Raw genomic sequence first — 26,214 nt, 5'->3', positions numbered from 1 at the left:
GCAATGGGGATATGAAAACGGGGCCATCCTAGCCCCGCGTTTGTTCGTTTTATTAAACGAGGTTGTGCATAACTTAAACGATGTGCATTCCCTTGCCAAGAGCCCTTGCCAAGGGGCGCAGGCTGACGACTCAAAGCGGCTGCAAGCGGCGGATCACATGACGGGCAAAGCCGCTGCCCGCTTCGTTGTAGACGTTGAACACTGCATCCACCCCCTGCTCCTGCAGGGAGGCGATATCATCCTCGAAGCGGACGATGGCGGCGATCTTGCCGTTGAACCCGTGGCTGCGCAGCTTCTCGATGGCGTAGAGATTCCCCGAGTGGTGGGGCATCGCCAGCAGCACCAGATTGACCTGATTGGAGAGCAGCACCTTGTCCCAGAAGTCGGTATCGGTGGCATCCCCTTCGATGACGTTCATCCCCTGGGCGCGCAGGGTGGGCAGCTTCTCGCTGTCGTTCTCCACCCCGAGGATGACGTTGCCATACTTGTTCTCCAGCTCGAAGTAGGCCCCCTGACCGATCCGCCCCATACCGAGGATGATCACCTCGGCATCACCAAGCTCTATGGGCCTGTCTTCCGGATGGAGGTTGCTCGCTTGCAATCCTCGCAGCCAGTGGCCGATGCGGTGATAAATGCGCTCGCTCTGGGCATTGAGCGGGGCAGAGATCATAAAGCTCGCCGCCAGTGCCAGCGAGACTGCCACCAGCCACTCGTGGGAGAGCCAGCCCGCCTTGGCGGCGATGGCCGCGACGATCAGGCCAAACTCCGAGAAGTTGGTGAGCGCCAGGGTAGAGAGCAGGGCGGTACGCACCCGCAGGTGGGCGCCGCTGTAGACCAGATAGTAGAGGACACTTTTGAGCGGCAGGGCCAGCACCAGCGCCAGTGCCAGCAACATGGTGTCGTGGGTCGGCAAGCCGTTGAGGCCGATGGTGAGAAAGAAGCAGACCAGAAAGAGGTCTTTGAGGTTGAAGAGCGCCTTGGCCAATCCCGCCGCAGCCGGATGGGAGGCGAGCAGCATGCCGATGATCAGCGCCCCGAGATCCGGCTTGAGGCCGACCACTTCAAAACCGGCGGCCCCGACCACCAGCGCCAGAAAGACTCCGAACAGCACCTGCAATTCGCCGTGCCCGGCACGCTCCAGTAGCTTGAACAGCAGCGGGCGCAGCAGCGGCAATCCCAGTACCCAGAGCGCCCAGATACTGGGCCACTTGCCGCTGGAGAAGGCCAGAAACGCCACCGCGAACACATCCTGCATCACCAGCACCCCGATGGCGATGCGGGCGTAGAGGGCATTCATGTCGCTGCGATCTTCCAGCACCTTGACCGCAAAGACGGTGCTGGAGAAGGAGAGGGCAAAGCCCAGCAGCAGCGCCAGCTTCCAGTCCAGCGACAGGGCGAGGTGGAGCCCCAGTCCCTTGCAGACCAGCAGCACCACGGTAAAGAGCAGGGTGGAGAGCAGCAGGTGCAGGCTGGTGGTGCCCCACACATCGCGCCGCATCAGGGTCTTGATATTGAGCTTGAGGCCGATGGTGAACAGCAGCAGGGTGACGCCGAGATCGGCTACCTCGCTCAGGGCGGGAGTATTTTCATATCCCATGCCGTTGAGGATAAAACCGGCGGCCAGAAAGCCGAGCAGGGGGGGCAGGCCAATCAGATTGACTACCATGCCGCAGCCAAAGGCCACGGCGATCAGAATGGGTTCCATAACAGATCCTGCAAGGGCAGGAGATACCTGCCCTGTTTAACGCTTGGGTGGTGATTAGACGATATCGATGTCGACCACGGAGTCGAAGATGTGGTTCGGTCTGAACGGCATGCGGTCGATATCGGCTACCTTGCTCACCCCGGAGAGCACCAGCACCGTCTCGAGACCGGCCTGAAAGCCTGCCAGAATGTCGGTGCGCAGGTTGTCGCCGATGATGATGGTGTCGTCGGAGTGGGCCTCCATCCGGTTGAGCGCCGCACGGATGATCCAGGCGCTCGGCTTGCCGACATAGAACGGCTTCTTGCCGGTCATCCGCTCGATGGGGGCGCACAGGGCGCCGCAGGCCGGGTGCATCATGGGGCCGTGGGTATCGGGGTTGGTGGCGATAAAGCGGGCCCCCTGATCGACGAACTTGGCCCCCTGTTGCATCATGGTCCAGTTGTAGTTGCGGGTCTCGCCCACTACCACGAAGTCCGGGTCGATATCGGTGATGGTGAAACCGGCCTTGTAGAGCTCGTGGGTCAGCGCCCCTTCACCGATCACATAGGCCTTCTTGCCATCCTGACGCTTGAGGAAGTCGGCGGTGCCCATGGCGGAGGTATAGAAGCACTCCTCCGGCACTTCGATCCCGGCGGAGCGGAAGCGGTTTTGCAGATCTTTCTGGGTCTGTGCCGGGTAGTTGGTGAGGAACAAGAGCTTGCTGCCCTGCTCCAGCAGGCGATGGACGAAACGGTCGGCACCGGGGATGAGATCGTTGTTGTGCAGGATGACACCGTCGATATCGCAGATGACGTTCTTCTTCATGAAAACTCCTTGTCAGGGCGCAGGCGAGCCGCCAATCGTTAAGATGTTCAATCATTTATGATTTTTGTGACGCCATTATAAGTCTGTTTGATGACAAGTCTCCCCTGTCTCGCCACTTCGGTGCACAATAAAGCTGCCGTCGGGTCAGTCTGGTGGAGGGGCTGACGCCGGATCACTTTGCTGATGGAGCCGTCGCTATGGACACCCCGATCCCCAAGCCAGTCACCCCCGAACACCTCACCGCCGCGCAATTTATCGCCGGACTGCCGAAACTGGAGCTGCACCTGCATATCGAGGGCAGCCTCGAACCCGAGCTGATGTTTGAGCTGGGTCGCCGCAATAACATCCCGCTGCCCTGGCACGACGTGGCCAGCGTGCGCGCCGCCTATGACTTTGACTGCCTGCAATCCTTTCTCGACCTCTACTATCGCGGCGCCAGCGTGCTGGTGACCGAGCAGGACTTCTTCGACCTCACCTGGGCCTATCTTGAGCGTTGCGCCGCCGACAAGGTGGTGCATGTGGAGATCTTCTTCGACCCGCAGACCCACACCGCTCGCGGTATCCCCTTTGCCACTGTGCTGGGGGGCATCGAGCGGGCGCTGCAGAGCGGGGAGAAGGAGTTTGGCATTAGCTGGCGGCTGATCATGAGCTTTTTGCGCCACCTGAGCGAAGAGGATGCCTTTGCGACGTTGGAAGAGGCTATGCCCTTCCTGTCACGCATTCACGGCATCGGCCTCGACTCGGGGGAGAAGGGCAATCCGCCGACCAAGTTTGCCCGGGTCTTTGCCAAATGCCGCGAGCTGGGGCTGCAGGTGGTGGCCCACGCCGGTGAAGAGGGGCCTGCCGACTACATCTGGCAGGCGATCAACGAGTTGCAGGTATGCCGCATCGATCACGGGGTACGCTCGGCCGACGATCCCGAGCTGCTGCGCTATCTGGCCCATACCCGGCTGCCGCTCACCGTCTGTCCCCTCTCCAACACCCGGCTCAAGGTATTCGGCAATATTGCCCAGCACAATGTGTTACGGCTGCTGGAGCAGGGGCTCTGCGTCACCATCAACTCGGACGATCCCGCCTACTTTGGTGGCTATATGAATGCCAACTTTGCGGCGCTGGCCGATGGCCTTGGCGCGACCATGAGCCAGCTCTGCCGCTTGTCGCTCAATGCGGTGGAGGCGAGCTGGCTCTCTCTGGCCGACAAGGCGCGCCTGACCCGGGAGATCCGCAGTTATGCCGAGACCCACGGCGTGATCTTGCATTGAGTAAGACGCTAATGAAGTCGAGATGACATGCACTATATAAAGAGAGGCCCGCCATCACTGGGGGGCCTCTTTCGTTTCAATGGTCGGTGTGGTTATCGGGGCAGGTCAGCGTTATGCCACTCGCACCAGAAACTTCTCCCCCTGTCCTTCGCGCTTGAAGCGCTCAAGCAGAGTAGGCAGTGCCTCAAAGTCGCCCACCACCAGCGGCGGCAGGGTCAGCTCGCCGCTCGCCATCTGCTCCATCATGGCGACACCGGCGGCCACCAGTCGGCTCCACTGTTTGTCCGAGCCAAAGGCGTGCTGGGCGCCCAGCGCAATCTCGTGCAATGAGTGGCAATGGCTAAAGGCGGGCAACGGATTGTGCGGGATGCGCCCCAGCACAGTCACCATGTGACCGTAGTAGCCCAGCGCGGGCAGCAAGCTCTCTGCCTGTTGGCTGGAGACCAGATCGATGATCCCCTCGAACGGCTCGTTGCCGTTGGCAGTCTGCAAGGTGGCCAGCCAGTCGGGATCCCGATAATCGGCCACCCCCTGCACACCTATCTGCTTGAGCCACGGATGATGACGTGGGCTGGCGCTGGCAAAGACTCGTGCTCCTTGCTGGAGGGCCAGTTGCACCGCAAAGCGGCCGACACTGCTGCCGGCACCTGTGATAAGCAGCGCTTCCCCGTGCAGGCGCGGCAGCTTGGCCAGTGCCTGCCAGGCGGTGAGACCGGGACAGGGCAGGGCGGCGGCCGCCTCGTCACTCAGGGCATCGGGCACCGGCAGCAGGGCGCGGGCCGGTACCCGGGTGTGGCGGGCAAAGCTGCCGTGGTGGCGCAGGTCGGTGTGATAGGCGACCCGGGCGCCGAGACGCAGATGGCTGACGTTGGCGCCGAGGGCCACGATAGTGCCCATGCCATCGACGCCGGGCACCTGACCATCCTGCCAGTTGGAGTGGCCATATTCGATCAGCTTCCAGTCCACCGGATTGAAGGCGATGACCCGGTTTGCCACCAGCACCTCGTCAGGGGCGAGCGGTGCCAAGGGCAGATCGGCGAGGGTAAGCTGGGTCGGTTCACCGGGGGCATGCCAGCACCAGGCTTGGGTGTGATTCATGATGACTCCTTGTGAAAGCGAGGGGAGATAACAACGAGATCATTGCAACAGTGATTCGGTCAGTCATATCACTGTTGCTAATGCGCAACAATACGGCAGGCCCCAACCAGTGGGGCCTGCGTTACGTGGCCGGTTGGCCATTGGCAATCAGCGGCTGGTCGCTGCGTCATCGGCCTGATAGACGGGGTAGTCGGTCAGCCCTTTTTCGCCGCCGCCAAACAGGGTGGCCGGATCGTGGGGGGCCAGCGGATAGCCGTGGCGCAGTCGGTTCGGCAGATCCGGGTTGGCAACGAAGGGGCGGCCAAAGCCAATCATGTCGGCCCAGCCCGCTTCGAGGGCGGCGCGTGCCCGCTCGCCATCATATTTGCCGGCGTAGATCAGGGTGTTGGGGAAGGCATCCCGCAGACCCTGCTTGAAGTTCTCCGGCATCAGGGGGGCATCGTCCCAGTCCGCCTCGGCAATGTGCAGGTAGACCACGTTGAGCTGGCCCAGCAGACGGGCGGCCGCCAGATAGGTCTCCTGCGGGTTGGCATCGACTGTGCCGTTGAGGGTGGTGAGCGGAGCAAGACGCACCCCGACACGTTCGGCCCCGATTTCGCTACTGACCGCCTCGGTCACCTCTTTGAGAAAGCGCAGCCGGTTTTCCAGCGATCCGCCATAACTGTCGGTGCGGGCGTTGGATTCGGAGTCGAGGAACTGGTTGATCAGATAACCGTTGGCGGCGTGTAACTCGATGCCGTCAAAACCGGCGCTGATGGCGTTGCGCGCTGCCTGACGGAACTGGCTCACCACCGCATCGATATCGGCCTGGGTCATGGCGCGCGGGGTGACGGTCTCGACAAAGCCCGGCGCATCGCTGCCGTTATCGACGAACACCTTGACGCCCACTGCGGGCAGGGCTGAAGCGGAGATGGGCTGGGCGCCGCCGATGTTGTCCGGATGGGTGACCCGGCCGACGTGCCAGAGCTGGGCGAAGATGGTGCCCCCCTTGGCGTGCACGGCATCGGTCACCCCTTTCCAGCCAGCGATCTGCTCTGCGCTGTAGATGCCCGGCGTCCAGGCGTAGCCCTTGCCCATGGGGTCGATTTGGGTGCCTTCGCTGATGATCAGGCCCGCCTCGGCGCGCTGGGCGTAGTAGTTGGCCATCATGGCGTTGGCCACGTCACCCGGCTGACTGGCACGGGAGCGGGTCATGGGGGGCATGACGATGCGGTTGGCAAGGTGCAGCTGGCCGAGGCGCAGCGGGCAGAACAGGTGATCGTGGCTCATCTTGAGTTCCTCATGGTGGAAGTGAGGCCACTTTATGCCGCCATCTTGTTGTGAAAAAGAGGGGTAATTGCACAAGAGAATTGTGCTTGATGCAGCAATCAGCACAAACCGCTGGGAAAGGAGGTGTTGAGGCATAAAGTTGAAGCATAAAAAAGAGGGCCGTATGGCCCTCTTCTGTATTCTGCTGGTGGCAGGCTCAAGCCGCGGCGGGCATCACTTTCACCCGCTCGATGCGCCGCTCGCTCACCTCGATCACCTCGAAGTTGAGTTGCTGCAGTTGCAACTGCTGGCCCGGGGTGGGCAGGGTGCCGAAGTGGGAGAGCAGCATGCCCGCCAGGGTCACGTATTCATCGCTCTCGCTCACCAGTCCCTCGTGCTCCAGCACCTGCTCCACATGGTGGATGTTGGTGCTGCCGTTGATCAGCCACCCTTCGCCATCGCGTACGATATCCGGGGTTTCGTCCTCGTCCGGCAACTCGCCGACGATGGCCTCCAGCAGATCGTGGGTGGTGACCAGCCCCTGAATGACGCCAAACTCGTCGGAGACCAGAATAAGGCTCCCCTTGGCTTTGCGCAGCTCCGCCAGCAGGCGGATCACGTTGATGGTCTGCGGCACGATAATGGGATCGTTCTGCTTGGCCAGTTCACTTAAGGATTGCCCTTCGTTCAAGGCAAACAGCAGATCGCGTGCCTTGACCACTCCGATCACCTCGTCCAGATCCCCGTCACAGATAGGGAACAGGCTGTGGGGCTCGCGCTGCAACAGGGCGCGGATCTCGTCGCTGGAGTCGTTGATATCGATCCAGGCCATCTCCGAGCGCGGGGTCATGATGGTGCGAATGGAGCGCTCGGCCAGCGACAGTACGCCGGTCACCATATAGCGCTCCTCTTCGCCAAAGCTCACCGGCGCTACGGCCGGGGTATCCAGATCGTCATCCGGCTGATCCTGATAGGCTTTGCTCCCCATCAGCTTGAAGATGGCGGCTGTGGTGCGCTCGCGCAGCGGCTGTTTGGATTCGTGACGCATGGCGCTGCGCTGGGCAAGCTGGTTGAAAAACTCGATCAGCACCGAGAAGCCGATGGCTGCGTAGAGGTAGCCCTTCGGAATATGGAAACCGAACCCTTCCGCCACCAGGCTGAAGCCGATCATCAGCAGGAAGCTCAGACAGAGCACCACCACGGTGGGGTGGGCGTTGACGAAGCGGGTCAGCGGTTTGGAGGCGAGCACCATCACCACCATGGCGATGGTCACGGCGGCCATCATCACGCCCAGGTGTTCCACCATGCCGACGGCAGTGATGATGGAGTCGAGCGAGAAGACCGCATCGAGCACCAGAATTTGGGCGATCACCACGCCGAAGCTGGCGTAGGCGCCGACCGGGCCATCATCCTGGGGTTTGGCTTCCAGCCGCTCATGCAGCTCGGAGGTGGCCTTGAACAGCAGGAACAGGCCGCCCCCCATCAGGATCAGGTCCCGACCGGAGAAGGGGTGATCCCACAGGTGCAAAATCGGGGTGGTCAGGGTGACCAGCCATGACATGACGCTCAAGAGCCCAAGTCGCATCAGCAGGGCCAGCGACAGGCCGATGACGCGTGCCTTGTCCCGTTGGGCGGGGGGCAGTTTTTTCACCAGGATGGCGATAAAGACCAGGTTGTCGATCCCGAGCACGATTTCCAGAATGATCAGGGTAAACAGACCGATCCAGATATGGGGATCCAGCAGCAATTCCATTGTGACGACCTCAATAAAAACAGACAGAGCAAACAGTGATCACGGCGCACGATGGCCGCAGTAACAGCAAGGCAAAGGTGTTATTCAGAGGCGCTGATTAAGCAGAAAAAGATAGGCTTTGACAGAGAGAGACGAAGGGCAACTTCGGGGATTGTCCATGATGGGCAATAAAACCTCGGGTGAAAAATGAGCCCTGATGATAGCGGCTGGCGCCAATTTGGCAAGCGCAGCGTCAGTGGGGCGTCAGTGGGGTTGTGATGCGACAGGGGGAGGCAGCGGTGCCGCTCTCCCCCGTGCGGTCGTTACAACCAGCGCTTTTCGCGGGTGAAACAGACCGACAGCCAGGCATCCCCCAGGGTGTCGCCAAGGCGAGACCAGAGCTCCTGGCGCAGGGCATCCTGACGTTCGACGGGCCACTCCTGACCCGGCGCCACCAGAATGTTCAATTCCAGATCGAAGCGGCGACCGCTCTTGGCCAGATGGCTGTAGCACTCGATGCCATGGCGCTGGCGCAGCGCCTCGATCTCCTGCTCGACTTGCCGTGGCACATCCCCCTTGGGGGCGATCTTCAACACTTCCCGCAGGTTGCGACCGAGCACCTTGATGGGAATGAGGGTGGCACAGAGGGCCAGCAGCGAGACCAGCACCGGGTCTATGTAGCGGTTGTATTGGCCGTAGCCGATGGCATCGAGGCCGATGGCGACCACGAAACCGATAAGCAGGGTGGCGCTGAGCAGGGTATCCACCAGCCACTCCTTGGAGTCGACCCGCACCAGCTCGGAGTCTACCTGTTCGGCGACCTGGGCTTCGATGCGATAGATGATGGCGCAGAAGAAGGTGGAGACGGCGGCATAGATAAGGGCGTGGCCGAGATCGATCTCCCGTCCGCCATCCAGCAGGGTGGTGATGCCGCTATAGAGGGCGCCGAGACAGAGCAGCAAGATAATAGCGCCATTGATGACGTTGGTGATGGGCTCGAAGTGGGCGTAGCCATACTGGAAGCGCGCATCGGAAGGGCGGGTAACGAGATAGGCGGTAACAAGACCGAGGCCCGTCATGCCCATGCTGAACAGGGTGAAGATACCATCGAGCATGATGGCGTTGGAACCGACGAAGAGGCCGTAGCCGATGCCGAAGATGGCAAAGGTGATACAACCGAACAGCGACAGGGTAAGCGCCTGTTTTTCGGTGGTGACCAGCGTACTGATAACATGGCTGTGGTGAGCCATAAAAGTCCTCCTTTCAAATGGTGAATATTGCCAAGCGCAAGCGGTTTTCTAGCTGATATACTGCCCGCTCACATGTGAGCGGACTGGCCTGACTGCCATTGACAGGCGGCTGGCCAGTCGTTGTCGCCGGCGTGCCGGCATCAAGCAAAGGATGGGAACAAGGATTCATGATCCCGAGACTCGATTACCAGGACAGTTTGTCACCCGCAACCCTGCAGTTTCTTGAGTTGCTAGAGCGCAGCGCATTTCGTGGTGATATCGAAAAGTCTTATGCAAGCCGGTTGGCGATGGCGACGGATAACAGCGTCTATCAGGTAGTACCTCAGGCGGTTCTCTATCCGCGCAGTGCGGACGACATAGCAGCAATGCTCAAGCTGGCCGCAGAGCCGGCGTTCGCCTCACTGAGTTTTTTCCCTCGCGGTGGCGGTACCGGCACCAATGGTCAGTCATTGGGCGGCGGCATTATCGTCGATCTCTCCCGTTATATGAACCAGATCATGGAAATTAATCTGGAGGAGGGGTGGGTACGCGCCCAGGCTGGGGTGGTGAAAGACCAGCTCAACGCCTATCTCAAGCCCCACGGCTACTTCTTCTCGCCGGATCTCTCCACCTCCAACCGCGCCACCTTAGGCGGCATGATCAACACCGACGCCTCGGGGCAGGGGTCTCTGGTCTACGGCAAAACCTCGGATCACGTGCTGGGGCTCAAGGCGGTGCTGGAGAACGGCGACCTGATGGCCACCGAGCCGCTGACCGGTGAGCGGCTTGCCGACAAGCTGGCGCTGGAGAGTCGCGAAGGAGAGATCTATCGCACCCTCTATCGCATCGGCAAGGAGCGCCGCGCCTACATCGAGGCGACTTTCCCCAAGCTCAACCGCTTTCTGACCGGTTACGATCTCAAGCACCTCTATCAACCCGACAGCGACACCCTGGATGTCAGTCGGGTGCTGTGCGGCTCGGAAGGATCCTTGGGATTCATCACCGAAGCCAGACTCAACATTACCCCCATTCCGCGCTACCGCACCCTGGTCAACGTCAAGTACGACAGCTTCCCCTCCGCCCTGCGCAACGCCCCCTTTATGGTGCAGGCGCAAGCTCTCTCGGTGGAGACGGTGGACTCCCGGGTGCTCGGGCTGGCCCGTGCCGACATCATCTGGCATTCGGTGAAAGATCTTATTCAGGATGTGCCCGGCAAGGATCTGCAGGGGCTCAACATCGTCGAGTTTGCCGATACCGACGAGGCAGAACACAAGGCCAAGGTGGCAGAGCTGTGCCGTCGTATCGACGAGCTGCTGGCCAAGGGCGAGGCCGGGATTATCGGCTATCAGGTGTGTGACCACCTGCCGAGCATCGAAACCATCTACACCATGCGCAAGAAGTCGGTGGGGCTGCTTGGCAACGCCGAAGGACGCAAGAAGCCAGTGGCCTTCACTGAAGATACCGCCGTGCCGCCAGAGTCACTGGCCGATTTCATCATGGAGTTTCGTGCCCTGCTGGACGCCCACGGCCTCGACTACGGCATGTTTGGCCACGTTGATGCCGGTGTGCTGCACGTGCGCCCGGCGCTGGATTTGTGCGATCCCGAGCAGGAGGAGGTGCTGCGGCGTATCTCCGATCAGGTGGTAGCGCTCACCGCCAAATATGGCGGCCTGATGTGGGGGGAGCACGGCAAGGGCTTTCGCTCCGAATACAGCCCCGCCTTCTTTGGCGAGCTGTGGGAAGAGCTGCAGCGGGTCAAGGGGGCGTTCGACCCGGCCAACCGCATCAACCCGGGCAAGATCTGTATCCCCTACGGTAGCGGCGCCGAGCTGGTGTCGGTGGATGGCCCCAAGCGTGGCAAGTATGACCGCCAGATCCCGCTCGCGGTGCGCACCAGCTACACCCGCGCCATGGATTGCAACGGCAACGGTCTGTGCTTCACCTTCGAGACCGACTCCCCCATGTGCCCCTCGGTCAAGATCAGCCGTGATCGCCGCCACTCCCCCAAAGGGCGGGCGGGTCTGATGCGTGAATGGTTGCGTCAGCTGGCGGAGCAGGGCTTCGATCCGCTAGCGGAAGAGGTGGCGCTGCAATCCGGTGGTGTGCGCTTCAAACAGCTGGTGGACAAGGTGCGCAACAGCTGGGCCAAACAGCGCGGCGAGTATGATTTCTCCCACGAGGTGATGGAGGCGATGGCTGGCTGTCTGGCCTGCAAGGCGTGCACCAGCCAGTGCCCGATCAAGGTGGATGTGCCCGATTTTCGCGCCCGCTTTATGCAGCTTTATCATGGCCGCTACCTGCGCGCCCCCAAGGATTACTTCGTCGGCACGGTGGAGAGCTATGCGCCGTTGCTTGCCAAGGCGCCGAAGCTGGTCAACTTTTTCCTCGAAAAAGAGTGGGCCCAGAAGGCGACCGAGAAGAGCATCGGCATGGTCGATGTGCCGCTGCTCTCGGTGCCGACCCTGGCCGAGAGCCTGCATGACAACCGCGCCCGCTATTTTGATCTGCCGGGTCTGGAGCGGATGAGTGCCGAGCAGCGCAAGCAGGTTGTGCTCATCGTGCAGGACCCCTTCACCAGCTATTACGACGCCCCTGTGGTGCGCGACCTGGTGAAACTCGCCAGCAAGCTCGGGTTCCAGCCCTACTTGCTGCCCTTTAAACCCAACGGTAAACCCCAGCATATCAAGGGGTTCCTGCGCGCCTTTGCCCGTACCGCGGCCAACAGCGCCCAGTTCCTCAACAAGGTGGCGGCGCTTGGCATTCCCATGGTGGGGGTGGATCCGGCCATGGTGCTCTGCTATCGCGACGAGTATGCCAAGGTGCTGGGGTCGGCTCGCGGCGATTTTCAGGTGTTGTTGCCGCAGGAGTGGCTGCTCTCGCTGCCGGCAGATCAGTTGCCTGCTCGAACCGACAAGACCAAGAGCGGGGAGGGGTGCGAGCCCTGGTATCTGTTTGCCCACTGCACCGAGAAGACCGCCAAGCCCTCCACTCACGGTGACTGGAGCACCCTGTTTGGCCGTTTCGGGGCCAGCTTGCAGCCGGTCTCTGTGGGTTGCTGCGGTATGGCGGGCACCTATGGTCACGATGTCAAACAGGTGGAGAACTCCAAGGGCATTTATGGGTTGAGCTGGGCTGACCCGCTCGCCCGTCTACCCAAAGCGCGCTGTCTGGCGACCGGCTATTCGTGCCGCAGTCAGGTCAAACGGATGGAGGGGGAAAAGCTCAAACATCCATTGCAAGCCCTGCTGGAGCTGCTCTGATGCTGACGTTTCCCAAGCGGTTTCGGGTGCCGAAGGCCTATCGGCATCCGCGTTTCTTGCTATTACCCGCCACTCCCGCTCAGGCGGTGGTGGAGTTTGTCGCCATGTTGCGCGAGCGCGAGCAACTCCATCAGCTGTTTCGCCCGCACGATATCTGGCCCTCGGCCAACTTCAGCCTGAGCCAGCACGAAGGAGATCTGGAGTGGCAGCAGTCGGAGTTTCTGGCCAAGCGCTCCTTTGCCTATGGCCTCTGGAGCCCGGATCGGGAGCCGCAATTTTGGGGCGGGGTTTATCTCTACCCCTCGGTGCTGCCGGAGGTAGCGGTGGAGCTCTTCTTCTGGAAGGTGGCAGAGGCGCCCATCACGGATGAGGAGCTGGAGATTCAGCTGCGCGAGTGGCTCGCCAGGGTGTGGCAGTGGCCAGACCCCCGCTTGCCGGGGCGAGAAGTGCCTTGGTCCGAGTGGCCCGGCGTTACCTACCCCTGGTGATATCCCGCTTGAGGGCATGATTGTGTAACACGCAGCGCCGGGTCGGAGCTGCGTTGTTACCACGTCACCCGGTAACCAACAACTCACATAACCGAACCATTTTGCCGATGGAGGGCGTTTCACTCATATCGGTACGCATTCATCGCTTACATAAGGAGTCTGCTCGCAATGAGTCACGATATTGCGCCCATCTGGCGTAAACCCATGAGTTTGGAGGGGCTCAATGCCACCTCTCGCAACACCCTGATGGCCCATCTCGATATCGTCTACACGGCTTTTGGCGCCGATTGGCTGGAAGCGACCATGCCAGTGGATCACCGTACGCACCAGCCCCTTGGCATGCTCCATGGTGGCGCGTCCGTGGTGCTGGCGGAAACCTTGGGCTCGATTGCCGCCAACATGGCGGTGGGACCAGATAGCTACTGTGTGGGGCTGGAGGTGAATGCCAACCATCTGCGAGCCAAACGGGAAGGGGTGGTGACCGGGCGTTGCACGCCGCTCCATCTGGGAGCAACAACCCAGGTGTGGCAGATTGAAATTCGGGACGAACGTGAGCGTTTATTGTGCACCAGCCGACTGACCATGGCGGTGCTCAAACACAAGCGGGGCAAGGACTCCAGCGAGGAGTGATCTGCAATAACGCACTATGAGTGCAAAATAAGCAAGCCATACTCGTCAGATCCCTCTATAATTGCCAACGTCTTGAGAGGCTTATCACATTTTTCAAGACAGCAGAACAAAGTGGCGCTATAATCGCCGCCTTTTTGCTATTCCGCGGTGTTAGCCGCCTGCCTTAATCTGGAAGAATCTATGTCTGATACCGAACAACTGCCCCTTTTTAGTGAGCTTGGACTGGCCGCGCCTGTATTGAAAGCGCTGCAGGACGTGGGCTATGAGCGCCCGTCACCGATCCAGGCCGCAGCAATTCCCCACCTGATGGCGGGACACGATCTGCTGGGGCAGGCGCAAACCGGTACAGGGAAGACCGCTGCTTTTGCCTTGCCTCTGTTGTCTCGTCTGGAAGCTGGTAACCGCAACACCCAGATCCTGGTGCTGGCGCCTACCCGCGAACTGGCGCTGCAGGTGGCTGAAGCGTGCCAACGCTATGCCCACCACATGCCTGATTTCCACGTGCTGCCCATCTACGGCGGTGCCTCCTACGAAACCCAGACCCGCGCTCTGCGTCGCGGTGCCCAGGTTGTCGTCGGTACTCCGGGCCGCGTGATGGACTTGATCCGTCGCAAGAACCTGGACCTCTCCGGCCTGAAAGCCCTGGTACTGGACGAAGCTGATGAAATGCTGCGTATGGGCTTCATCGACGACGTTGACTGGATCATGGAGCAGTGCCCGAGCACTCGTCAGGTTGCCCTGTTCTCTGCCACCATGCCGGAGCAGATCCGTCGCGTGGCCCAGAAGCACCTGAAGCAGCCCAAAGAGATCAAGATCGCCTCCAAGACTGCTACCGCTACCACTATTCGCCAGCGCTACTGGCAGGTAACCGGTCTGCACAAGCTGGACGCCATGACCCGTCTGCTGGAAGTGGAATCCTACGAAGCCCTGCTGGTGTTCGTGCGTACCAAGAACGCTGCCGAAGAGCTGGCTGGCAAGCTGGCCGCCCGTGGTCACGCCTGTGAAGCGCTGCACGGCGACATCCCGCAGAAACTGCGTGAGCGTACCGTTGACAAGCTGCGTCAGGGCCAGCTGGACATCCTGATCGCCACCGACGTTGTCGCCCGTGGTCTGGACGTTGAGCGCATCACCCACGTAGTGAACTACGACATTCCGTACGACACCGAATCTTACGTTCACCGTATCGGCCGTACCGGTCGTGCCGGTCGTAAAGGCGAAGCCATCCTGTTCGTCGCTCCCCGCGAGCGTCGTATGCTGCGCGCCATCGAGCACGCAACCCGTCAGGCCATCGAGCCGATGAAGATGCCGAGCACCGAGGACATCAACCAGCATCGTCTGGCCAAGTTCAAAGAGCGCATCCGCGAAACCATGATGGGTGAAGAGCTCGAGATCTACCACAACCTGGTAAACGAGCTGATCGAAGAGGATTCTGCCGATCCGCTGGAGCTGGCTGCCGCATTGGCCAAGCTGGTACAGGGTGACCAACCGCTGCTGCTGGATGATTCCATTCCGGATCCGCTGCTGAACGCTGGCAATGATCGTGGTGGCTTCGAGCGCCGTGACTTCAACGACCGTGGCGGTCGTGATTTCGGTGACCGTGGTGATCGTCCTGCCCGTCGCATGCCGTCCCTGGAGCCCCGTCCGCTGAAAGACAACCCGGATGTGGAGATGGAGCGCTATCGTGTAGACGTGGGTGCTCATCACGGCGTCAAGCCGGGCCAGATCGTGGGCGCCATCGCCAACGAAGCGAACATCGAGAGCCGCTTCATCGGCAACATCGACATAGCCGATGACTTCTCCACCGTCGATCTGCCGAAAGGCATGACCGCCGATGTACTGGAAGTGATCAAGAAAGCCCGTGTTTGCCAGCGTCCGCTGCAAATCACCCGCTACACCGAAGTGCCTGCCGGTGGCAACACCAGCAGCCGCCCGCCCCGTGGTGATCGTCCGTTCCGTGGTGACCGTCCTTTCAACAAGGATCGCCGTCCCCAGGGTGACCGTCCGTTCAACAAGAGCGGGGAGCGCCGTGAAGGTGGCTTCAACAAAGATCGCAAATTCGGTGGCAAGCGTCGCGAAAGCTGATTGCTGATCCCGTTATGAAGAAGGCCGCTCATTGAGCGGCCTTTTTTCTGCCTGCGGTTTACCCTGTGTTCTTACTGAACGCCAGATCGGCATAAGCCGTTACATGGGTGAGCGCATGATGGCCACTATTTGATAACTGGATGTCGGGGAAAGAGAGAATACCTTTTCTACTCGACAGGCGGTTGTTACGTGGTCGGGTATCATCCGCCGTTCTGCCATATGTCTGAGCTGGCAGCCGTTTCTTTGTATTGGCAAGCGTTGGGACGTGTGCACTTGGGCGGATGGTTGGATGGGGAGTGACAGCATTGCGCCCGCTGACTCCGGCGGTCGCAAGGGGGGGCGACTAGGTGGCCGCTCAGAGGCTTTGTCTGGCAGGCAGCCATTATTCATATCGAGCGGGGTAATTGGTTGGCATCAATGAAGAAGGCGACCATCTGGTCGCCTTCTTGTTGTGCATTGTGACGTGCGGAGTTCGCAGCCCGAGGGGCTATCAGAGCACCATGGCGGCAATCCAGCCGAAGATCACCAGCGGGATGTTGTAGTGAATAAAGGTGGGCACCACGCTGTCCCAGATATGGTCGTGCTGACCATCTGCGTTGAGGCCGGAGGTGGGCCCCAGAGTCGAGTCGGAGGCCGGTGAACCCGCATCCCCCAGCGCGCCTGCGGTACCGACCAGGGCGATGATCGCCATCGGTGAGAAGCCAAGCTGCAGGCAGAGCGGCACATAGATGGTGGCGATGATGGGCACGGTGGAGAAGGAAGAACCGATCCCCATGGTGATGAGCAGACCCACCAGCAGCATCAGGAAGGCGGCGATGCCTTTGTGCTGGCCGATGCCTGAGGCAACCACCTGAACCAGAGAGTCGACCCCGTGGGTTGCCTTCATCACCGCGGCAAAACCGGCGGCGGAGATCATGATGAAGCCGATCAGCGACATCATCCGCACCCCCTGAGTGAAGGCATCCTGGCTTTCGCGAAACTTGATGACGCCGCCGCAGGTGAAGATGACAAAACCGGCTAGCGCACCCAGTACGATGCTGTTGGTCATCAGTTGCAGCCCCAGCGCTACGCCAATGGCCAGCAGAGCTACCCAGATGTGGGTAAGGTTGAGCTCGACCGCTTCGGGCTCGGCATCCAGGATCTTGGCCAGATCGTACTGGCGCGGTTTGCGATAGCTGATGAATACCGCAATCAGCAGGCCCAGTACCATACCGGCGACCGGAAGGGCCATCGCCAGCGGGATCTGGCTGGTGGTGATGGGCACGCCGTTATCGATCAGGTTCTTGGCCAGAATGTTGTTCAGGAAGATGCCACCAAAGCCGACCGGTAGCACCATGTAGGTGGCGGTCAGACCAAAAGTGATGACACAGGCCACCTGACGACGGTCGATCTGCATCTGCGCCATCACATGGAGGAGGGGCGGGATCAGGATGGGAATAAAGGCGATGTGAACCGGGATCAGGTTCTGGGAGGAGATAGCCACGGCCAGCACGGAAGAGAGCAGCAGGGTTTTGACCCACATGATGCGGGTCGAGCTGGCATCCTTGCCCAGCTGGTTGATCACCTTGCGGGCCAGCAGGTCGGTGATCCCGGAGCGGGAGATGGCAACCGCAAAGGCGCCCAGCATGGCGTAGGAGAGAGCAATCTCGGCGCCACCGCCCAGGCCACCGCTGAAGGTGGTGAGGGTATCGGTTAACGACAGCCCACCGACCAGGCCGCCAGCAATGGCCCCCAGCGCCAGCGAGACCACCACATTGATCCGCAGCAGACTGAGCACCAGCATCAGCCCGACTGCGATAACAACTGGATTCATTTGATTTCCTTATAGTTTGTTATTGCTGTCTGTCATGTGAAGGGGAGTTAGTTTGCGAAAAATGTGACAAATGTCGAGAAAAAAATCAGTCAACCCCCTCATATCGCAGCAGCATGTGGCACAAGGTTGCTCAACATGAGGGTTTGTGACCTGTTTGTCTCCCTGCATCCCGTGCATCCCGTGCATCGCATGCGCAGCGATTGATAGTGACATTGATGGCTATTTCCGGTGCGCCGTGCAATCAATCACGTCCCAAAATAGCGAAGGCTGCCTGTGGCAGCCTTCGTCCGTTTATTCTTGTCCCTCATCGTCGGCAGGGGCATCGGTTGTGTCATCATCCGGATGCGCTGGCGGCCAACCCCCCATGCTCTTCCAGCGGTTAACGATATGACAGAACAGCTCTGTGGTGCGTTCGGTGTCATAGAGGGCAGAGTGCGCCTCTTTATTGTCAAACGGGATGCGTGCGCTCTGGCACGCTTTGGCCAGCACGGTCTGACCCAGCGCCAATCCGGAGAGAGCAGCGGTGTCGAAGGTGGCAAACGGGTGGAACGGATTACGCTTGAGGCCAGCGCGCTCGGCGGCCGCCATCACGAAGCCGTGATCGAAGGTGGCGTTGTGGGCCACTATGATGGCGCGGCCGCAATCCTGCTCCTTCATCCCCTTGCGGATCCCCTTGAAGATCTCGGTCAGTGCCTCTTTTTCGGAGACAGCGCCACGCAACGGGTTGTAGGGGTCGATGCCGGTGAACTCCAGCGCGGCTTTCTCCAGGTTGGCCCCTTCGAAGGGTTCGACATGAAAGTGGAATACCTGATCGGGAACGAGCCAGCCCTGCTCATCCATTTTCAGGGTGTAAGCCGCGATTTCGAGCAGGGCATCGGTCTTGGCGTTGAACCCGGCTGTTTCAACATCGATGACGACGGGGTAAAAACCACGGAAACGGCCCTTGAGGGTATGAACTGCGTCGGTCATGGGATCTCGGTCGGGATAAAATGAGGCGGCATTATGGCAAAAAAGTGCTGGCTTGTCCTCCCATCCCACGCAGGATGCGGCGCCAAGATGGCGCAGGATTCAATATCTGTGCAGCCACCAGCGGGCGGCAATCAGCGCCGTGAGCGACCCCAGCAGGGCGCTGGCCAGCACATCCACCGGCCAGTGCATCCCCATTACCATGCGCGACAGACCAATTCCCAATGCCCACAGTGGCAGCAGCCAGACGCCCGTGGGGGCACGGGCCAGCCAGATAAGGCCAAAGAACTGGGCCAGGCTGATGGCGGCGATACTGTGGCCGGAGGGGAAGGCGTAGTTCACCTCGGCCTGCCAGTGGTGGCCGAGCCACTCTGGCAGGGCCAGCAACTGGCTGGCGGCGTGAACCTGTTCACTGCGCACATCGACGCTACTGGCGTAGAAGTGCTTGATGGCCGGGATCAGCGCCAGACTCTCCAGCCAGAGCAGATAGGGTCTGGGCTCTTCGGTCAGGTGCTTGATCAGGCTCTTGAGCCCCCAGTCGCTGGCAAGCAGGGCCGCCAGTGCACACCCCAGCGCAATGAAAGAGGCCCACTCCAGTCTCAGTTTGTAGCGAGTCAGCAGCAGCAAGAGGGCGCCACTGACCCCGATCCCGGGAAGATCGACCATGCGGGTGAGGGCGTATGACCACCATAACCAACCTGATTGCAGGGAGCCGGTCAGAAAAGGCTGCCAGGGCAGGGTGGCGAGCAGTAACAGGGGCAGGATCAACAGGGCAGTGAAGCCAAGCACCTGGCTGCGGGTGAGTGAGGCGGTTGACGTTGGGAGCGACGAAGCGTGTGGCGGCATGGTGGGTATGGGCGATCGCGAAAAAGAGGGGCATTGTGCCACCGTGATATGCCCGGACAAAGCCGAGCAGCACGTTTGTTACCTCTGCTTACACATTTGTGGCGACATCCTCTGTTTGAGCGGGCGGATGGAGCGGCTGCCGCGCAATGTGGTCCCGTTTCGCGCCGGATTGCATCACAGGCTGAAATCTCGGGCGGCTTTGCGCTAGAATGGCGCCCCCGTGGCGGTTGTGACCAAAGAGAGCCCGATGAAGATAGTCGTTGATGAGAATATGCCCCATGCCGTGGAGCTGTTTGCCGAATTTGGCGAGGTGATCCCCTTGCCCGGACGGCAGATGCAGGCCTGCGATCTGCTCGATGCCGATGTGCTGCTGGTGCGTTCGGTCACCCGCGTCAACGGCGATTTGCTGGCGACCAGCCCCAAACTCGGGTTTGTCGGCACCGCCACCATAGGTACAGACCATGTGGACAAGGCGTTGCTGGCAAGCCGCAATATTCCCTTCTTCAGCGCTCCCGGTTGCAACAAGTATTCGGTGGGGGATTATGTGCTCTCCGCTTTGCTGGTGCTAGCGGAGCGCTATGAACTCGACCTCTCGGCCATGACTTTGGCGGTGATTGGCGCGGGCAATACCGGCGAGTGCGTGGCTGGCAAGGCCCAAGCACTCGGCATGCGGGTGCTGCGCTGCGATCCACCCAAGGCGCGTAATACCCCCGATGCGGGCTTTGTCGATTATCAGACCGCTCTTGGTGCCGATATCGTCAGTTTCCACGTGCCCATCACCCGTGAAGGGCTGGATGCCACCTACCATCTGCTCGATGCCGAACAGATTGCCGCGCGCCCTGCCGGACAGATCCTGATCAACGCATCCCGTGGCGAGGTGTGGGATAACCGGGCCCTGCTGGCGCGCCAGTTGAGCGATAAGCCGTTGCGACTGGTGATGGATGTGTGGGAGAACGAGCCCGAGCCACTGGCAGCGCTGGTGCCCCATACCGAGATTGCCACCCCCCATATCGCCGGTTACAGCCTGGAGGGGAAGGCGCGCGGTACCTGGATGCTCTATCAGGCGCTCTGCCAGCAGCTGGGACGCCAGCCTCGTCAGGATTTGAGTCAGCTCCTGCCTGCCCCCGATGTGCAGGCGGTGGTGCCGGGCCGCGCACCGGATCAGGCGTTGATCAAGCAGCTGGTGCATCTGGTTTATGACGTGCGTCGCGATGATGCCCGCTTCCGGACCCGACTCGGCTTGCCCGGCAGCTTTGACGAGCAGCGCAAACACTACCCCGAGCGCCGTGAACTATCCTCCCTGCAGGTTGAGGGGGCGTTTGCCGACCAGGCGCTGGGCGAGCTGGGATTTGCGCTGTCACGCCCCTGAATCGGGGCCTAGGAGTTGGAAGATAACCGGAAGGGGTGAGCCTTACTGGCTACCTCGCCCCCATTTTTTACTGAGCAGGCTCAGATGCTACTGCGCCGGCTCAGCCATATCTGGCAGCGTCATCTCGCAGCGCGGGAGCCTGCCGACCATGGCGCCACCCGGCGCCATTGCAGCATTATCAGAGGAGAACAGAATGAGCCAGCAGTTTAACGTAGCGGTATTGGGTGCCAGCGGCGCCGTGGGTCAGGCGATGATCGAGATCCTGGAAGAGCGCGAATTTCCGGTAGCGACCCTCTATCCGCTGGCTTCCAGCCGCAGTGCCGGTGATACCGTGCGCTTTGGCGGCAAGAACTTCGATATCCTCGATGTGGAGGAGTTTGACTGGAGCCAGGTACAGATCGCACTCTTCTCCGCCGGTGCCGAGGTCTCTGCCAAGTGGGCGCCGATTGCTGCCGAACACGGCTGCATCGTCATCGACAACACCTCCTGCTTCCGTTACGACGAAGATATCCCGCTGGTGATCCCGGAAGTGAACCCGGATGCGCTGGCCGATTTTCGCAATCGCAACATCATCGCCAACCCCAACTGCTCCACCATCCAGATGCTGGTGGCCCTGAAGCCGCTGCACGACGAAGTGGGCATTGCCCGCATCAACGTGGCCACCTATCAATCCGTGTCAGGCTCCGGCAAAGAGGGGGTCAGCGAGTTGGCGGGTCAGACCGCTCATCTGCTCAACGGTCGTCCGGTGGAACCGACCCTCTATCCGCAACAGATCGCCTTTAACCTGATCCCGCAGATCGACAGCTTCACTGACAACGGCTACACCCGTGAAGAGATGAAGATGGTATGGGAAACCCAGAAGATCCTCGGCGATGCCAGCATTGCCGTGAACCCCACCTGCGTGCGGGTGCCGGTCTTCTACGGCCACGCCGAGGCGGTACACGTCGAACTGCACCAGCCGCTCGATGCCGAACAGGTCAAGGATCTGCTGCGCAATGCGCCGGGTGTGACCCTGTTTGATGACGAAGGGGACTATCCGACCCCGGTGCGTGACGCAACCGGCAAGGATGAGGTGCTGGTGGGTCGGGTGCGCCAGGATATTTCTCATCCAAGTGGTATCAATATGTGGATCGTGGCCGATAACGTTCGTAAGGGCGCGGCAACCAACAGTGTACAGATTGCCGAGCTGCTGGTTCGCGACTATCTGTAAGGCTGGTCAGATGCCACAGATGCGCAGCAGGGAGTGCTGCGCATCCGGCCTGTGATCAAACCGGGGTGTGACCCATGCCGCACTCCGTCACTTCAAGATTCTGTTGCGATATCAACTGATTAAGTTTTTTCCTACACTCAGGGTCAAGTTGGGTGCTAAATGTGTCGGACTGCTGGCTTGCCAGGCGAGCCTGATTTATATTGAACCGACTGTTTTGGGGTAACTATCCAGATTTTTCAATGTGATAGGGCCGTCATACGAAGGAACGAATATGGGACATTCCCGCATAACATTGGCAACGCTACTCGCATTGGGTCTGCTGGGCACCGTCCAGGCTGAAGACTCGGCGCGGGAGCCTTTTTTTGTCGAGCTAAAAGGCCCTGACGAACCCGCACCTCCCGCCGTCAATTCCCAGCCGCTGGCGCAGCCGGTCGCCAGACCCGCCGCACAACCGGTGCGTACAACCGCCCAGCCGGTGGTGCGTCAGGTCACTGCCAATGCCGGTAGCTATGGCCCTGTTCGTCCGACCGATACCCTATGGAGCCTAGCGAGCAAATATCGCCCCTCCAATCGGGTCAGCGTCTACCAGACCATGGTGGCGATTTACGAGAAAAACCCCCGCAGTTTTGCCGATGGCAATATCAACCACATTCTGGTGGGATCCCGCATTCTGCTGCCGACCGCGGCCGAGGCGAGCGTCATCACTGATGCACAGGCCCGCGCCAAGTTCCGCAGCGACAACGCCAGCTGGAAGGGGTTAAGCCCCAAATATCTGGCTGACAAGCAGGCCCATACCGCCAAGCCGGCTGCCGCCAAACCCGCGAAGGTGGAAGCCGCCAAGACCGAGCCGGTGAAGGCTGCGCCTGCGCCGCTGCCAGTGGCGAAAGCCGCCCCCATTCCCGCCCCGGTGGTGGCACCGCAACCGGCTGCTGAAACCAAAGAAGTGGCCAAGGTGAGCGAGCCTGCGCCGAAAGAGGCGGTAGCACCTGCTCCTAGCGCTGCAGAAGGCACCACCCCGGCGCCTCTGCCTTCCGATCTGGATAAACCGGTGGGCAAACCGGCTACCGAGATGGCGCTGGCACTGGAAGATGCCAATGCCCAGCTCGGCCAGGTGACCGAGATGAATCATAGGCTCAAGCTGCGTCTGCAATCCCTGACCGAAGAGGTGGAGACCCTCAAGGCCCAGCTGCAGGATCAGACGGCGCTGCAAAAAGAGATTGCCGAGCTGAAGGCCCAACCGGTCCCGCCGGTGGCAGCCGAGCCTGAGCCTGAGAAAAACTGGTTGATGGATCTGCTCTCCTCACCGCTCAACCTCGCCATGATCATTCTGCTGCCGGTGCTGCTGGTATTGGCGCTGGTGACCCTGTGGCTGCGTGCCCGTGCCCGCCGCGAACTGGAAGAGCAGGAGAAGAGCCTCTCCGAATCCACCGCCATGATGATGGATCAGGAGCAGAGCGAGTTTGATGATCTGCTGAGCGTCGATGTGACCGACAACGAGCCGGTGCGCCCGGTGCCGGATCTCAACACCCCGGATGGCTTTATGCCGATGGAGCCTGACGAGCCGGCCGCTAAGTCTGATGTCGATCTGGTGTTCAGCGACGAGGGCGAGATGGAGCTGCAGGGCTTTGAGCCCGAGCGGATGGCGACCCAGCCAGCCAGTCGCGACCCGGACCTGGTGCCGGATCTCGATCTCTCGCTGGATGAGCCCATCGCGCTTGCCAACGAGCCCGCCATGGATCTGGCCAGCGAGTTCAACCCCAAGCCCAAGGCCGCTGACGAGATCATGAGCGAAGAGGAGCTGCAGGCAGCCCTGTTCGCCGAGCTGGATGCGGATCTCTCCGCCGACCTCGAGCCCGATTTGAGCTCCATCGACGAAGTCGGCGCCGCTGACGACGATCTGGCGAGCTTCGATCTCGGTGATTTCGACAGTGCCCTCGACGAGTCCGCCACAGGGAAAGATGACAACGCCATTGATCTCAGTGCCGCGGAGGACACCGACGAGAGTGCGGATGCCATGCTGGCCGAGCTCGGTCTTGAGCCTGTCAAGGCGAAGGAAGCCGAGCTGGATCTGGAGTGGGACCCCAACGAGCTGGCGCTCTCCGATTTTGAAGACGCGTTCGCCGAGGTGGAATCTCATCCGGCCGATGTGCAGCCCCGTGAGCAAGCGCAGGAGAGCGGCTACGTCGAGATCGACAAGCTGCTGGCCGAGGCCGATGCCAGCACCACTGAGCAGGAGCCTTATCAGGGCTTCTCGCTGGATGTGGGGCTCGATGGCTTTCCCGAGGTGCTGCCGGAATCCACCGGGTTTGATGTGGATGCCGACGACGGCGGTGTGGGTGCCAAGCTGGATCTGGCCCGTGCCTACCTCGAAATTGATGACAAGGATAGTGCCCGCGAGCTGCTGCAAGAGGCGGCAGAGCAGGGCAGTGATCACCAGCGCGCCGAAGCCGAGAAGTTGCTCAAGCGGTTGGGCTAAAGCATCTCCCATCACGGGGTCAGCAAAACGGGGGCAGCCAGCAGGCTGCCCCCTTATTTTGGCGATTTGCGATGGGGGGATCATGGCCGCGCAGGCTGACCATCCAGGCCAATTGCGGCGTGTGGTGGGACTTTTCAGGCTGAGCGCGTATAATCCGCCCCGTTTCTTTCACTGCGTTTTCACAACAAGACAAGTTTATCCATGCGAATTGCCCTAGGTATTGAATATGACGGCAGCCGGTATTTCGGCTGGCAGCGTCAGCGTGAAGTGATCAGCGTGCAGGCTGAACTGGAGACGGCGCTGAGCCGGATTGCCAACCACCCTGTCTCCATCCAGTGTGCCGGGCGCACCGATGCCGGTGTCCATGCGACCGGTCAGGTGATCCACTTCGATACCGAGGCGAACCGTGCCGAAGGGGCCTGGACCCTGGGGCTCAATTCCAACCTGCCGCCGGATATCGCCGTGCGCTGGGTCAAGCAGGTGGACGAGAGCTTCCACGCCCGCTTCAGTGCTACCGCCCGTCGCTACCGCTATGTCATCTACAACCACAACTACCGGCCGGCGATCCTCGGCAGTGGCGTCAGCCACTACCACGAGACCATCAATGCCGAGTTGATGCATCAGGCGGGCCAGAGCCTGCTGGGGGAGCACGACTTCAGCACCTTCCGTGCCGTCGCCTGCCAATCCAACACCCCGTGGCGCAATGTGACCCATCTGTGTGTCAGCCGTCAGGGGCCCTATATCGTGCTGGATATTCGCGCCAACGCCTTCCTGCACCACATGGTGCGCAATATCACCGGCTCCCTGCTGCTGGTGGGGCAGGGGCTCAAACCGGTGGAGTGGATTGCCGAGGTGCTGGCTGCCAAGGATCGCAATCTGGCCGGGCCGACCGCCAAGGCCGGTGGCCTCTATCTGGTCGACGTGGATTACCCGGCCGAGTTTGCTCTGCCGCAGTTGCCGCTTGGCCCGCTGTGGCTGCCGGACTCGGCACCGGGTACGACCAGTTTTTAGTAACTGCGCCCGAAAAATTGTGGTTTAATGACCCGTCATTTGTTGCCATCGAGCTATTAAGTCATTGAACAATCTAGGCTCGATGCGTTTTGTCAGGCACAAAAGCATTAAGGAATTCCATGAGCTGGCTTGAGAAGATTCTTCCCAAGAGCAAGATCACTGCGCCCCGTCGTCACAACATTCCGGAAGGGGTGTGGACCAAGTGCAGTGCTTGTGAACAGGTGCTCTACCGGGCAGAGTTGGAGCGCAACCTCGAAGTGTGCCCCAAGTGTGATCATCATATGCGCATCAGCGCCCGCGCCCGTCTCGAGAGCTTCCTCGATGAGCAGGGTCGTACCGAGATCGGTGCCGAGCTGGAGCCGCAGGATGTACTGAAATTCAAGGATTCCAAGCGCTACAAGGATCGTTTGTCTGCCGCTCAGAAAGAGACGGCGGAGAAAGATGCGCTGGTGGTGATGAAAGGGATCCTCAAAGGGGTACCGGTTGTCGCCTGTTCGTTCGAATTCTCCTTCATGGGTGGCTCCATGGCCTCCGTGGTCGGTGCCCGCTTCGTGCGTGCCGTCGAGGAGTGCATCAAGGAAGGCCGTGGCCTGGTCTGCTTCTCCGCCTCTGGTGGTGCTCGCATGCAGGAAGCGCTGTTCTCCCTGATGCAGATGGCCAAGACCAGTGCAGCGCTGGACCGACTCACCAAGGCGGGCCTGCCCTATATCTCCGTGCTGACCGACCCCACCATGGGTGGCGTCTCTGCCAGTCTGGCGATGCTGGGTGACATCAACGTGGGCGAGCCCAAGGCGCTGATCGGCTTTGCCGGCCCGCGCGTTATCGAGCAGACCGTGCGCGAGAAACTGCCGGAAGGCTTCCAGCGCTCCGAGTTCCTGCTGGAAAAGGGTGCCATCGATATCATCATCGATCGCCGTGAAATGCGTAACCGTCTGGCCAGCCTGCTCGCCAAAATGCTGAATACTCACGTCATCGAAGAGTGAAG

19 protein-coding genes are annotated in these 26,214 nt (G+C 60.7%); 10 read left to right on the top strand and 9 right to left on the bottom strand.

Annotation, left to right across the window (positions count from 1 at the left end):
* Positions 1–130: 130 nt before the first annotated feature.
* Positions 131–1,705, bottom strand: a complete 1,575-nt coding sequence (locus BN1139_RS15665; RefSeq protein WP_005352794.1) for a cation:proton antiporter family protein — start codon at positions 1,703–1,705, stop codon at positions 131–133.
* 54 nt (positions 1,706–1,759) lie between these two features.
* Positions 1,760–2,509, bottom strand: coding sequence for an HAD-IIA family hydrolase (locus BN1139_RS15660; protein WP_005337281.1), 750 nt, complete (start codon positions 2,507–2,509; stop codon positions 1,760–1,762).
* Positions 2,510–2,706: 197 nt separating this feature from the next.
* Between BN1139_RS15660 and BN1139_RS15655 the strand changes: the two genes are divergently transcribed.
* Entirely contained in the window at positions 2,707–3,771 is a 1,065-nt protein-coding gene (locus BN1139_RS15655; RefSeq protein WP_005352789.1) for an adenosine deaminase, read from the top strand.
* 111 nt (positions 3,772–3,882) lie between these two features.
* On the opposite strand, the gene BN1139_RS15650 is transcribed toward BN1139_RS15655, so the two are convergent.
* The 4 genes from BN1139_RS15650 to BN1139_RS15635 form a co-directional block, all read right to left on the bottom strand.
* Positions 3,883–4,869 carry a zinc-binding dehydrogenase gene (locus tag BN1139_RS15650; RefSeq protein ID WP_005352785.1) on the bottom strand — a complete coding sequence of 329 codons (987 nt, stop codon included), beginning with the start codon at positions 4,867–4,869 and terminating at the stop codon, positions 3,883–3,885.
* A gap of 147 nt (positions 4,870–5,016) precedes the next feature.
* A complete protein-coding gene (locus BN1139_RS15645; protein WP_005352776.1) occupies positions 5,017–6,138 on the bottom strand; it encodes an alkene reductase in 1,122 nt (373 codons plus the stop codon).
* 196 nt (positions 6,139–6,334) lie between these two features.
* Positions 6,335–7,870: a TerC family protein gene (locus BN1139_RS15640; protein WP_005352775.1), complete on the bottom strand. Its 1,536-nt coding sequence runs from the start codon at positions 7,868–7,870 to the stop codon at positions 6,335–6,337.
* A 302-nt stretch (positions 7,871–8,172) separates the two neighbouring features.
* Entirely contained in the window at positions 8,173–9,099 is a 927-nt protein-coding gene (locus BN1139_RS15635) for a cation diffusion facilitator family transporter (RefSeq protein ID WP_005352774.1), read from the bottom strand.
* A 167-nt stretch (positions 9,100–9,266) separates the two neighbouring features.
* On the opposite strand from BN1139_RS15635, the gene ydiJ reads away from it, so the two are divergent.
* The 4 genes from ydiJ to BN1139_RS15615 all read left to right on the top strand — a co-directional run bounded on the left by ydiJ (position 9,267) and on the right by BN1139_RS15615 (position 15,538).
* Positions 9,267–12,338 (top strand): D-2-hydroxyglutarate dehydrogenase YdiJ, encoded by a 3,072-nt coding sequence (gene ydiJ, locus BN1139_RS15630; RefSeq protein WP_013723637.1) that lies wholly within the window; start codon positions 9,267–9,269, stop codon positions 12,336–12,338.
* Positions 12,338–12,826: a hypothetical protein gene (locus BN1139_RS15625; protein ID WP_013723638.1), complete on the top strand. Its 489-nt coding sequence runs from the start codon at positions 12,338–12,340 to the stop codon at positions 12,824–12,826. Before ydiJ ends, BN1139_RS15625 begins: the two co-directional genes overlap by 1 nt.
* Positions 12,827–12,994: 168 nt before the next feature.
* Positions 12,995–13,456, top strand: coding sequence for a hotdog fold thioesterase (locus BN1139_RS15620; protein WP_005352771.1), 462 nt, complete (start codon positions 12,995–12,997; stop codon positions 13,454–13,456).
* Between the two features lie 180 nt (positions 13,457–13,636).
* The gene (locus BN1139_RS15615; protein WP_005337260.1) at positions 13,637–15,538 is read left to right on the top strand and encodes a DEAD/DEAH box helicase; all 1,902 of its coding nucleotides are present in this window, start codon (positions 13,637–13,639) and stop codon (positions 15,536–15,538) included.
* Between the two features lie 490 nt (positions 15,539–16,028).
* Here the strand turns inward: BN1139_RS15615 and BN1139_RS15610 are convergent, their stop codons facing one another.
* The 3 genes from BN1139_RS15610 to BN1139_RS15600 all read right to left on the bottom strand — a co-directional run bounded on the left by BN1139_RS15610 (position 16,029) and on the right by BN1139_RS15600 (position 19,163).
* Positions 16,029–17,351: a Na+/H+ antiporter family protein gene (locus tag BN1139_RS15610; protein WP_005352770.1), complete on the bottom strand. Its 1,323-nt coding sequence runs from the start codon at positions 17,349–17,351 to the stop codon at positions 16,029–16,031.
* A 291-nt stretch (positions 17,352–17,642) separates the two neighbouring features.
* Positions 17,643–18,320, bottom strand: coding sequence for a ribonuclease T (gene rnt / locus BN1139_RS15605; RefSeq protein WP_005333780.1), 678 nt, complete (start codon positions 18,318–18,320; stop codon positions 17,643–17,645).
* A gap of 99 nt (positions 18,321–18,419) precedes the next feature.
* Positions 18,420–19,163, bottom strand: a complete 744-nt coding sequence (locus BN1139_RS15600) for a phosphatase PAP2 family protein (RefSeq protein ID WP_005352769.1) — start codon at positions 19,161–19,163, stop codon at positions 18,420–18,422.
* Between the two features lie 247 nt (positions 19,164–19,410).
* Between BN1139_RS15600 and BN1139_RS15595 the strand changes: the two genes are divergently transcribed.
* The 5 genes from BN1139_RS15595 to accD all read left to right on the top strand — a co-directional run bounded on the left by BN1139_RS15595 (position 19,411) and on the right by accD (position 26,212).
* A complete protein-coding gene (locus BN1139_RS15595) occupies positions 19,411–20,532 on the top strand; it encodes a 4-phosphoerythronate dehydrogenase (protein ID WP_005352768.1) in 1,122 nt (373 codons plus the stop codon).
* 193 nt (positions 20,533–20,725) lie between these two features.
* Entirely contained in the window at positions 20,726–21,742 is a 1,017-nt protein-coding gene (locus BN1139_RS15590) for an aspartate-semialdehyde dehydrogenase (protein ID WP_005352767.1), read from the top strand.
* Positions 21,743–22,013: 271 nt separating this feature from the next.
* A complete protein-coding gene (locus tag BN1139_RS15585; RefSeq protein WP_005352766.1) occupies positions 22,014–24,218 on the top strand; it encodes a FimV/HubP family polar landmark protein in 2,205 nt (734 codons plus the stop codon).
* A 201-nt stretch (positions 24,219–24,419) separates the two neighbouring features.
* Positions 24,420–25,229: a tRNA pseudouridine(38-40) synthase TruA gene (gene truA / locus BN1139_RS15580; RefSeq protein WP_005352765.1), complete on the top strand. Its 810-nt coding sequence runs from the start codon at positions 24,420–24,422 to the stop codon at positions 25,227–25,229.
* 119 nt (positions 25,230–25,348) lie between these two features.
* On the top strand, positions 25,349–26,212 hold the full coding sequence (gene accD / locus BN1139_RS15575) for an acetyl-CoA carboxylase, carboxyltransferase subunit beta (protein ID WP_013723642.1): 864 nt from the start codon (positions 25,349–25,351) through the stop codon (positions 26,210–26,212).
* The last annotated feature ends 2 nt before the right edge of the window (positions 26,213–26,214 follow it).

Source organism: Aeromonas veronii bv. veronii (assembly GCF_000820225.1).
In the GTDB taxonomy this organism is placed as follows: Bacteria; Pseudomonadota; Gammaproteobacteria; order Enterobacterales; family Aeromonadaceae; genus Aeromonas; species Aeromonas veronii.
The sequence above is the reverse complement of the archived record's forward strand: the minus strand, read 5'-3'. Positions and strand labels throughout refer to the sequence as shown.

What these genes read in the sequence shown, in the direction of transcription:
- BN1139_RS15665 (WP_005352794.1), bottom strand. Translation starts at nt 1,705, where the DNA reads ATGGAACCCATTCTGATCGCCGTGGCCTTTGGCTGCGGCATGGTAGTC.
- BN1139_RS15660 (WP_005337281.1), bottom strand. Translation starts at nt 2,509, where the DNA reads ATGAAGAAGAACGTCATCTGCGATATCGACGGTGTCATCCTGCACAAC.
- BN1139_RS15655 (WP_005352789.1), top strand. Translation starts at nt 2,707, where the DNA reads ATGGACACCCCGATCCCCAAGCCAGTCACCCCCGAACACCTCACCGCC.
- BN1139_RS15650 (WP_005352785.1), bottom strand. Translation starts at nt 4,869, where the DNA reads ATGAATCACACCCAAGCCTGGTGCTGGCATGCCCCCGGTGAACCGACC.
- BN1139_RS15645 (WP_005352776.1), bottom strand. Translation starts at nt 6,138, where the DNA reads ATGAGCCACGATCACCTGTTCTGCCCGCTGCGCCTCGGCCAGCTGCAC.
- BN1139_RS15640 (WP_005352775.1), bottom strand. Translation starts at nt 7,870, where the DNA reads ATGGAATTGCTGCTGGATCCCCATATCTGGATCGGTCTGTTTACCCTG.
- BN1139_RS15635 (WP_005352774.1), bottom strand. Translation starts at nt 9,099, where the DNA reads ATGGCTCACCACAGCCATGTTATCAGTACGCTGGTCACCACCGAAAAA.
- ydiJ (WP_013723637.1), top strand. Translation starts at nt 9,267, where the DNA reads ATGATCCCGAGACTCGATTACCAGGACAGTTTGTCACCCGCAACCCTG.
- BN1139_RS15625 (WP_013723638.1), top strand. Translation starts at nt 12,338, where the DNA reads ATGCTGACGTTTCCCAAGCGGTTTCGGGTGCCGAAGGCCTATCGGCAT.
- BN1139_RS15620 (WP_005352771.1), top strand. Translation starts at nt 12,995, where the DNA reads ATGAGTCACGATATTGCGCCCATCTGGCGTAAACCCATGAGTTTGGAG.
- BN1139_RS15615 (WP_005337260.1), top strand. Translation starts at nt 13,637, where the DNA reads ATGTCTGATACCGAACAACTGCCCCTTTTTAGTGAGCTTGGACTGGCC.
- BN1139_RS15610 (WP_005352770.1), bottom strand. Translation starts at nt 17,351, where the DNA reads ATGAATCCAGTTGTTATCGCAGTCGGGCTGATGCTGGTGCTCAGTCTG.
- rnt (WP_005333780.1), bottom strand. Translation starts at nt 18,320, where the DNA reads ATGACCGACGCAGTTCATACCCTCAAGGGCCGTTTCCGTGGTTTTTAC.
- BN1139_RS15600 (WP_005352769.1), bottom strand. Translation starts at nt 19,163, where the DNA reads ATGCCGCCACACGCTTCGTCGCTCCCAACGTCAACCGCCTCACTCACC.
- BN1139_RS15595 (WP_005352768.1), top strand. Translation starts at nt 19,411, where the DNA reads ATGAAGATAGTCGTTGATGAGAATATGCCCCATGCCGTGGAGCTGTTT.
- BN1139_RS15590 (WP_005352767.1), top strand. Translation starts at nt 20,726, where the DNA reads ATGAGCCAGCAGTTTAACGTAGCGGTATTGGGTGCCAGCGGCGCCGTG.
- BN1139_RS15585 (WP_005352766.1), top strand. Translation starts at nt 22,014, where the DNA reads ATGGGACATTCCCGCATAACATTGGCAACGCTACTCGCATTGGGTCTG.
- truA (WP_005352765.1), top strand. Translation starts at nt 24,420, where the DNA reads ATGCGAATTGCCCTAGGTATTGAATATGACGGCAGCCGGTATTTCGGC.
- accD (WP_013723642.1), top strand. Translation starts at nt 25,349, where the DNA reads ATGAGCTGGCTTGAGAAGATTCTTCCCAAGAGCAAGATCACTGCGCCC.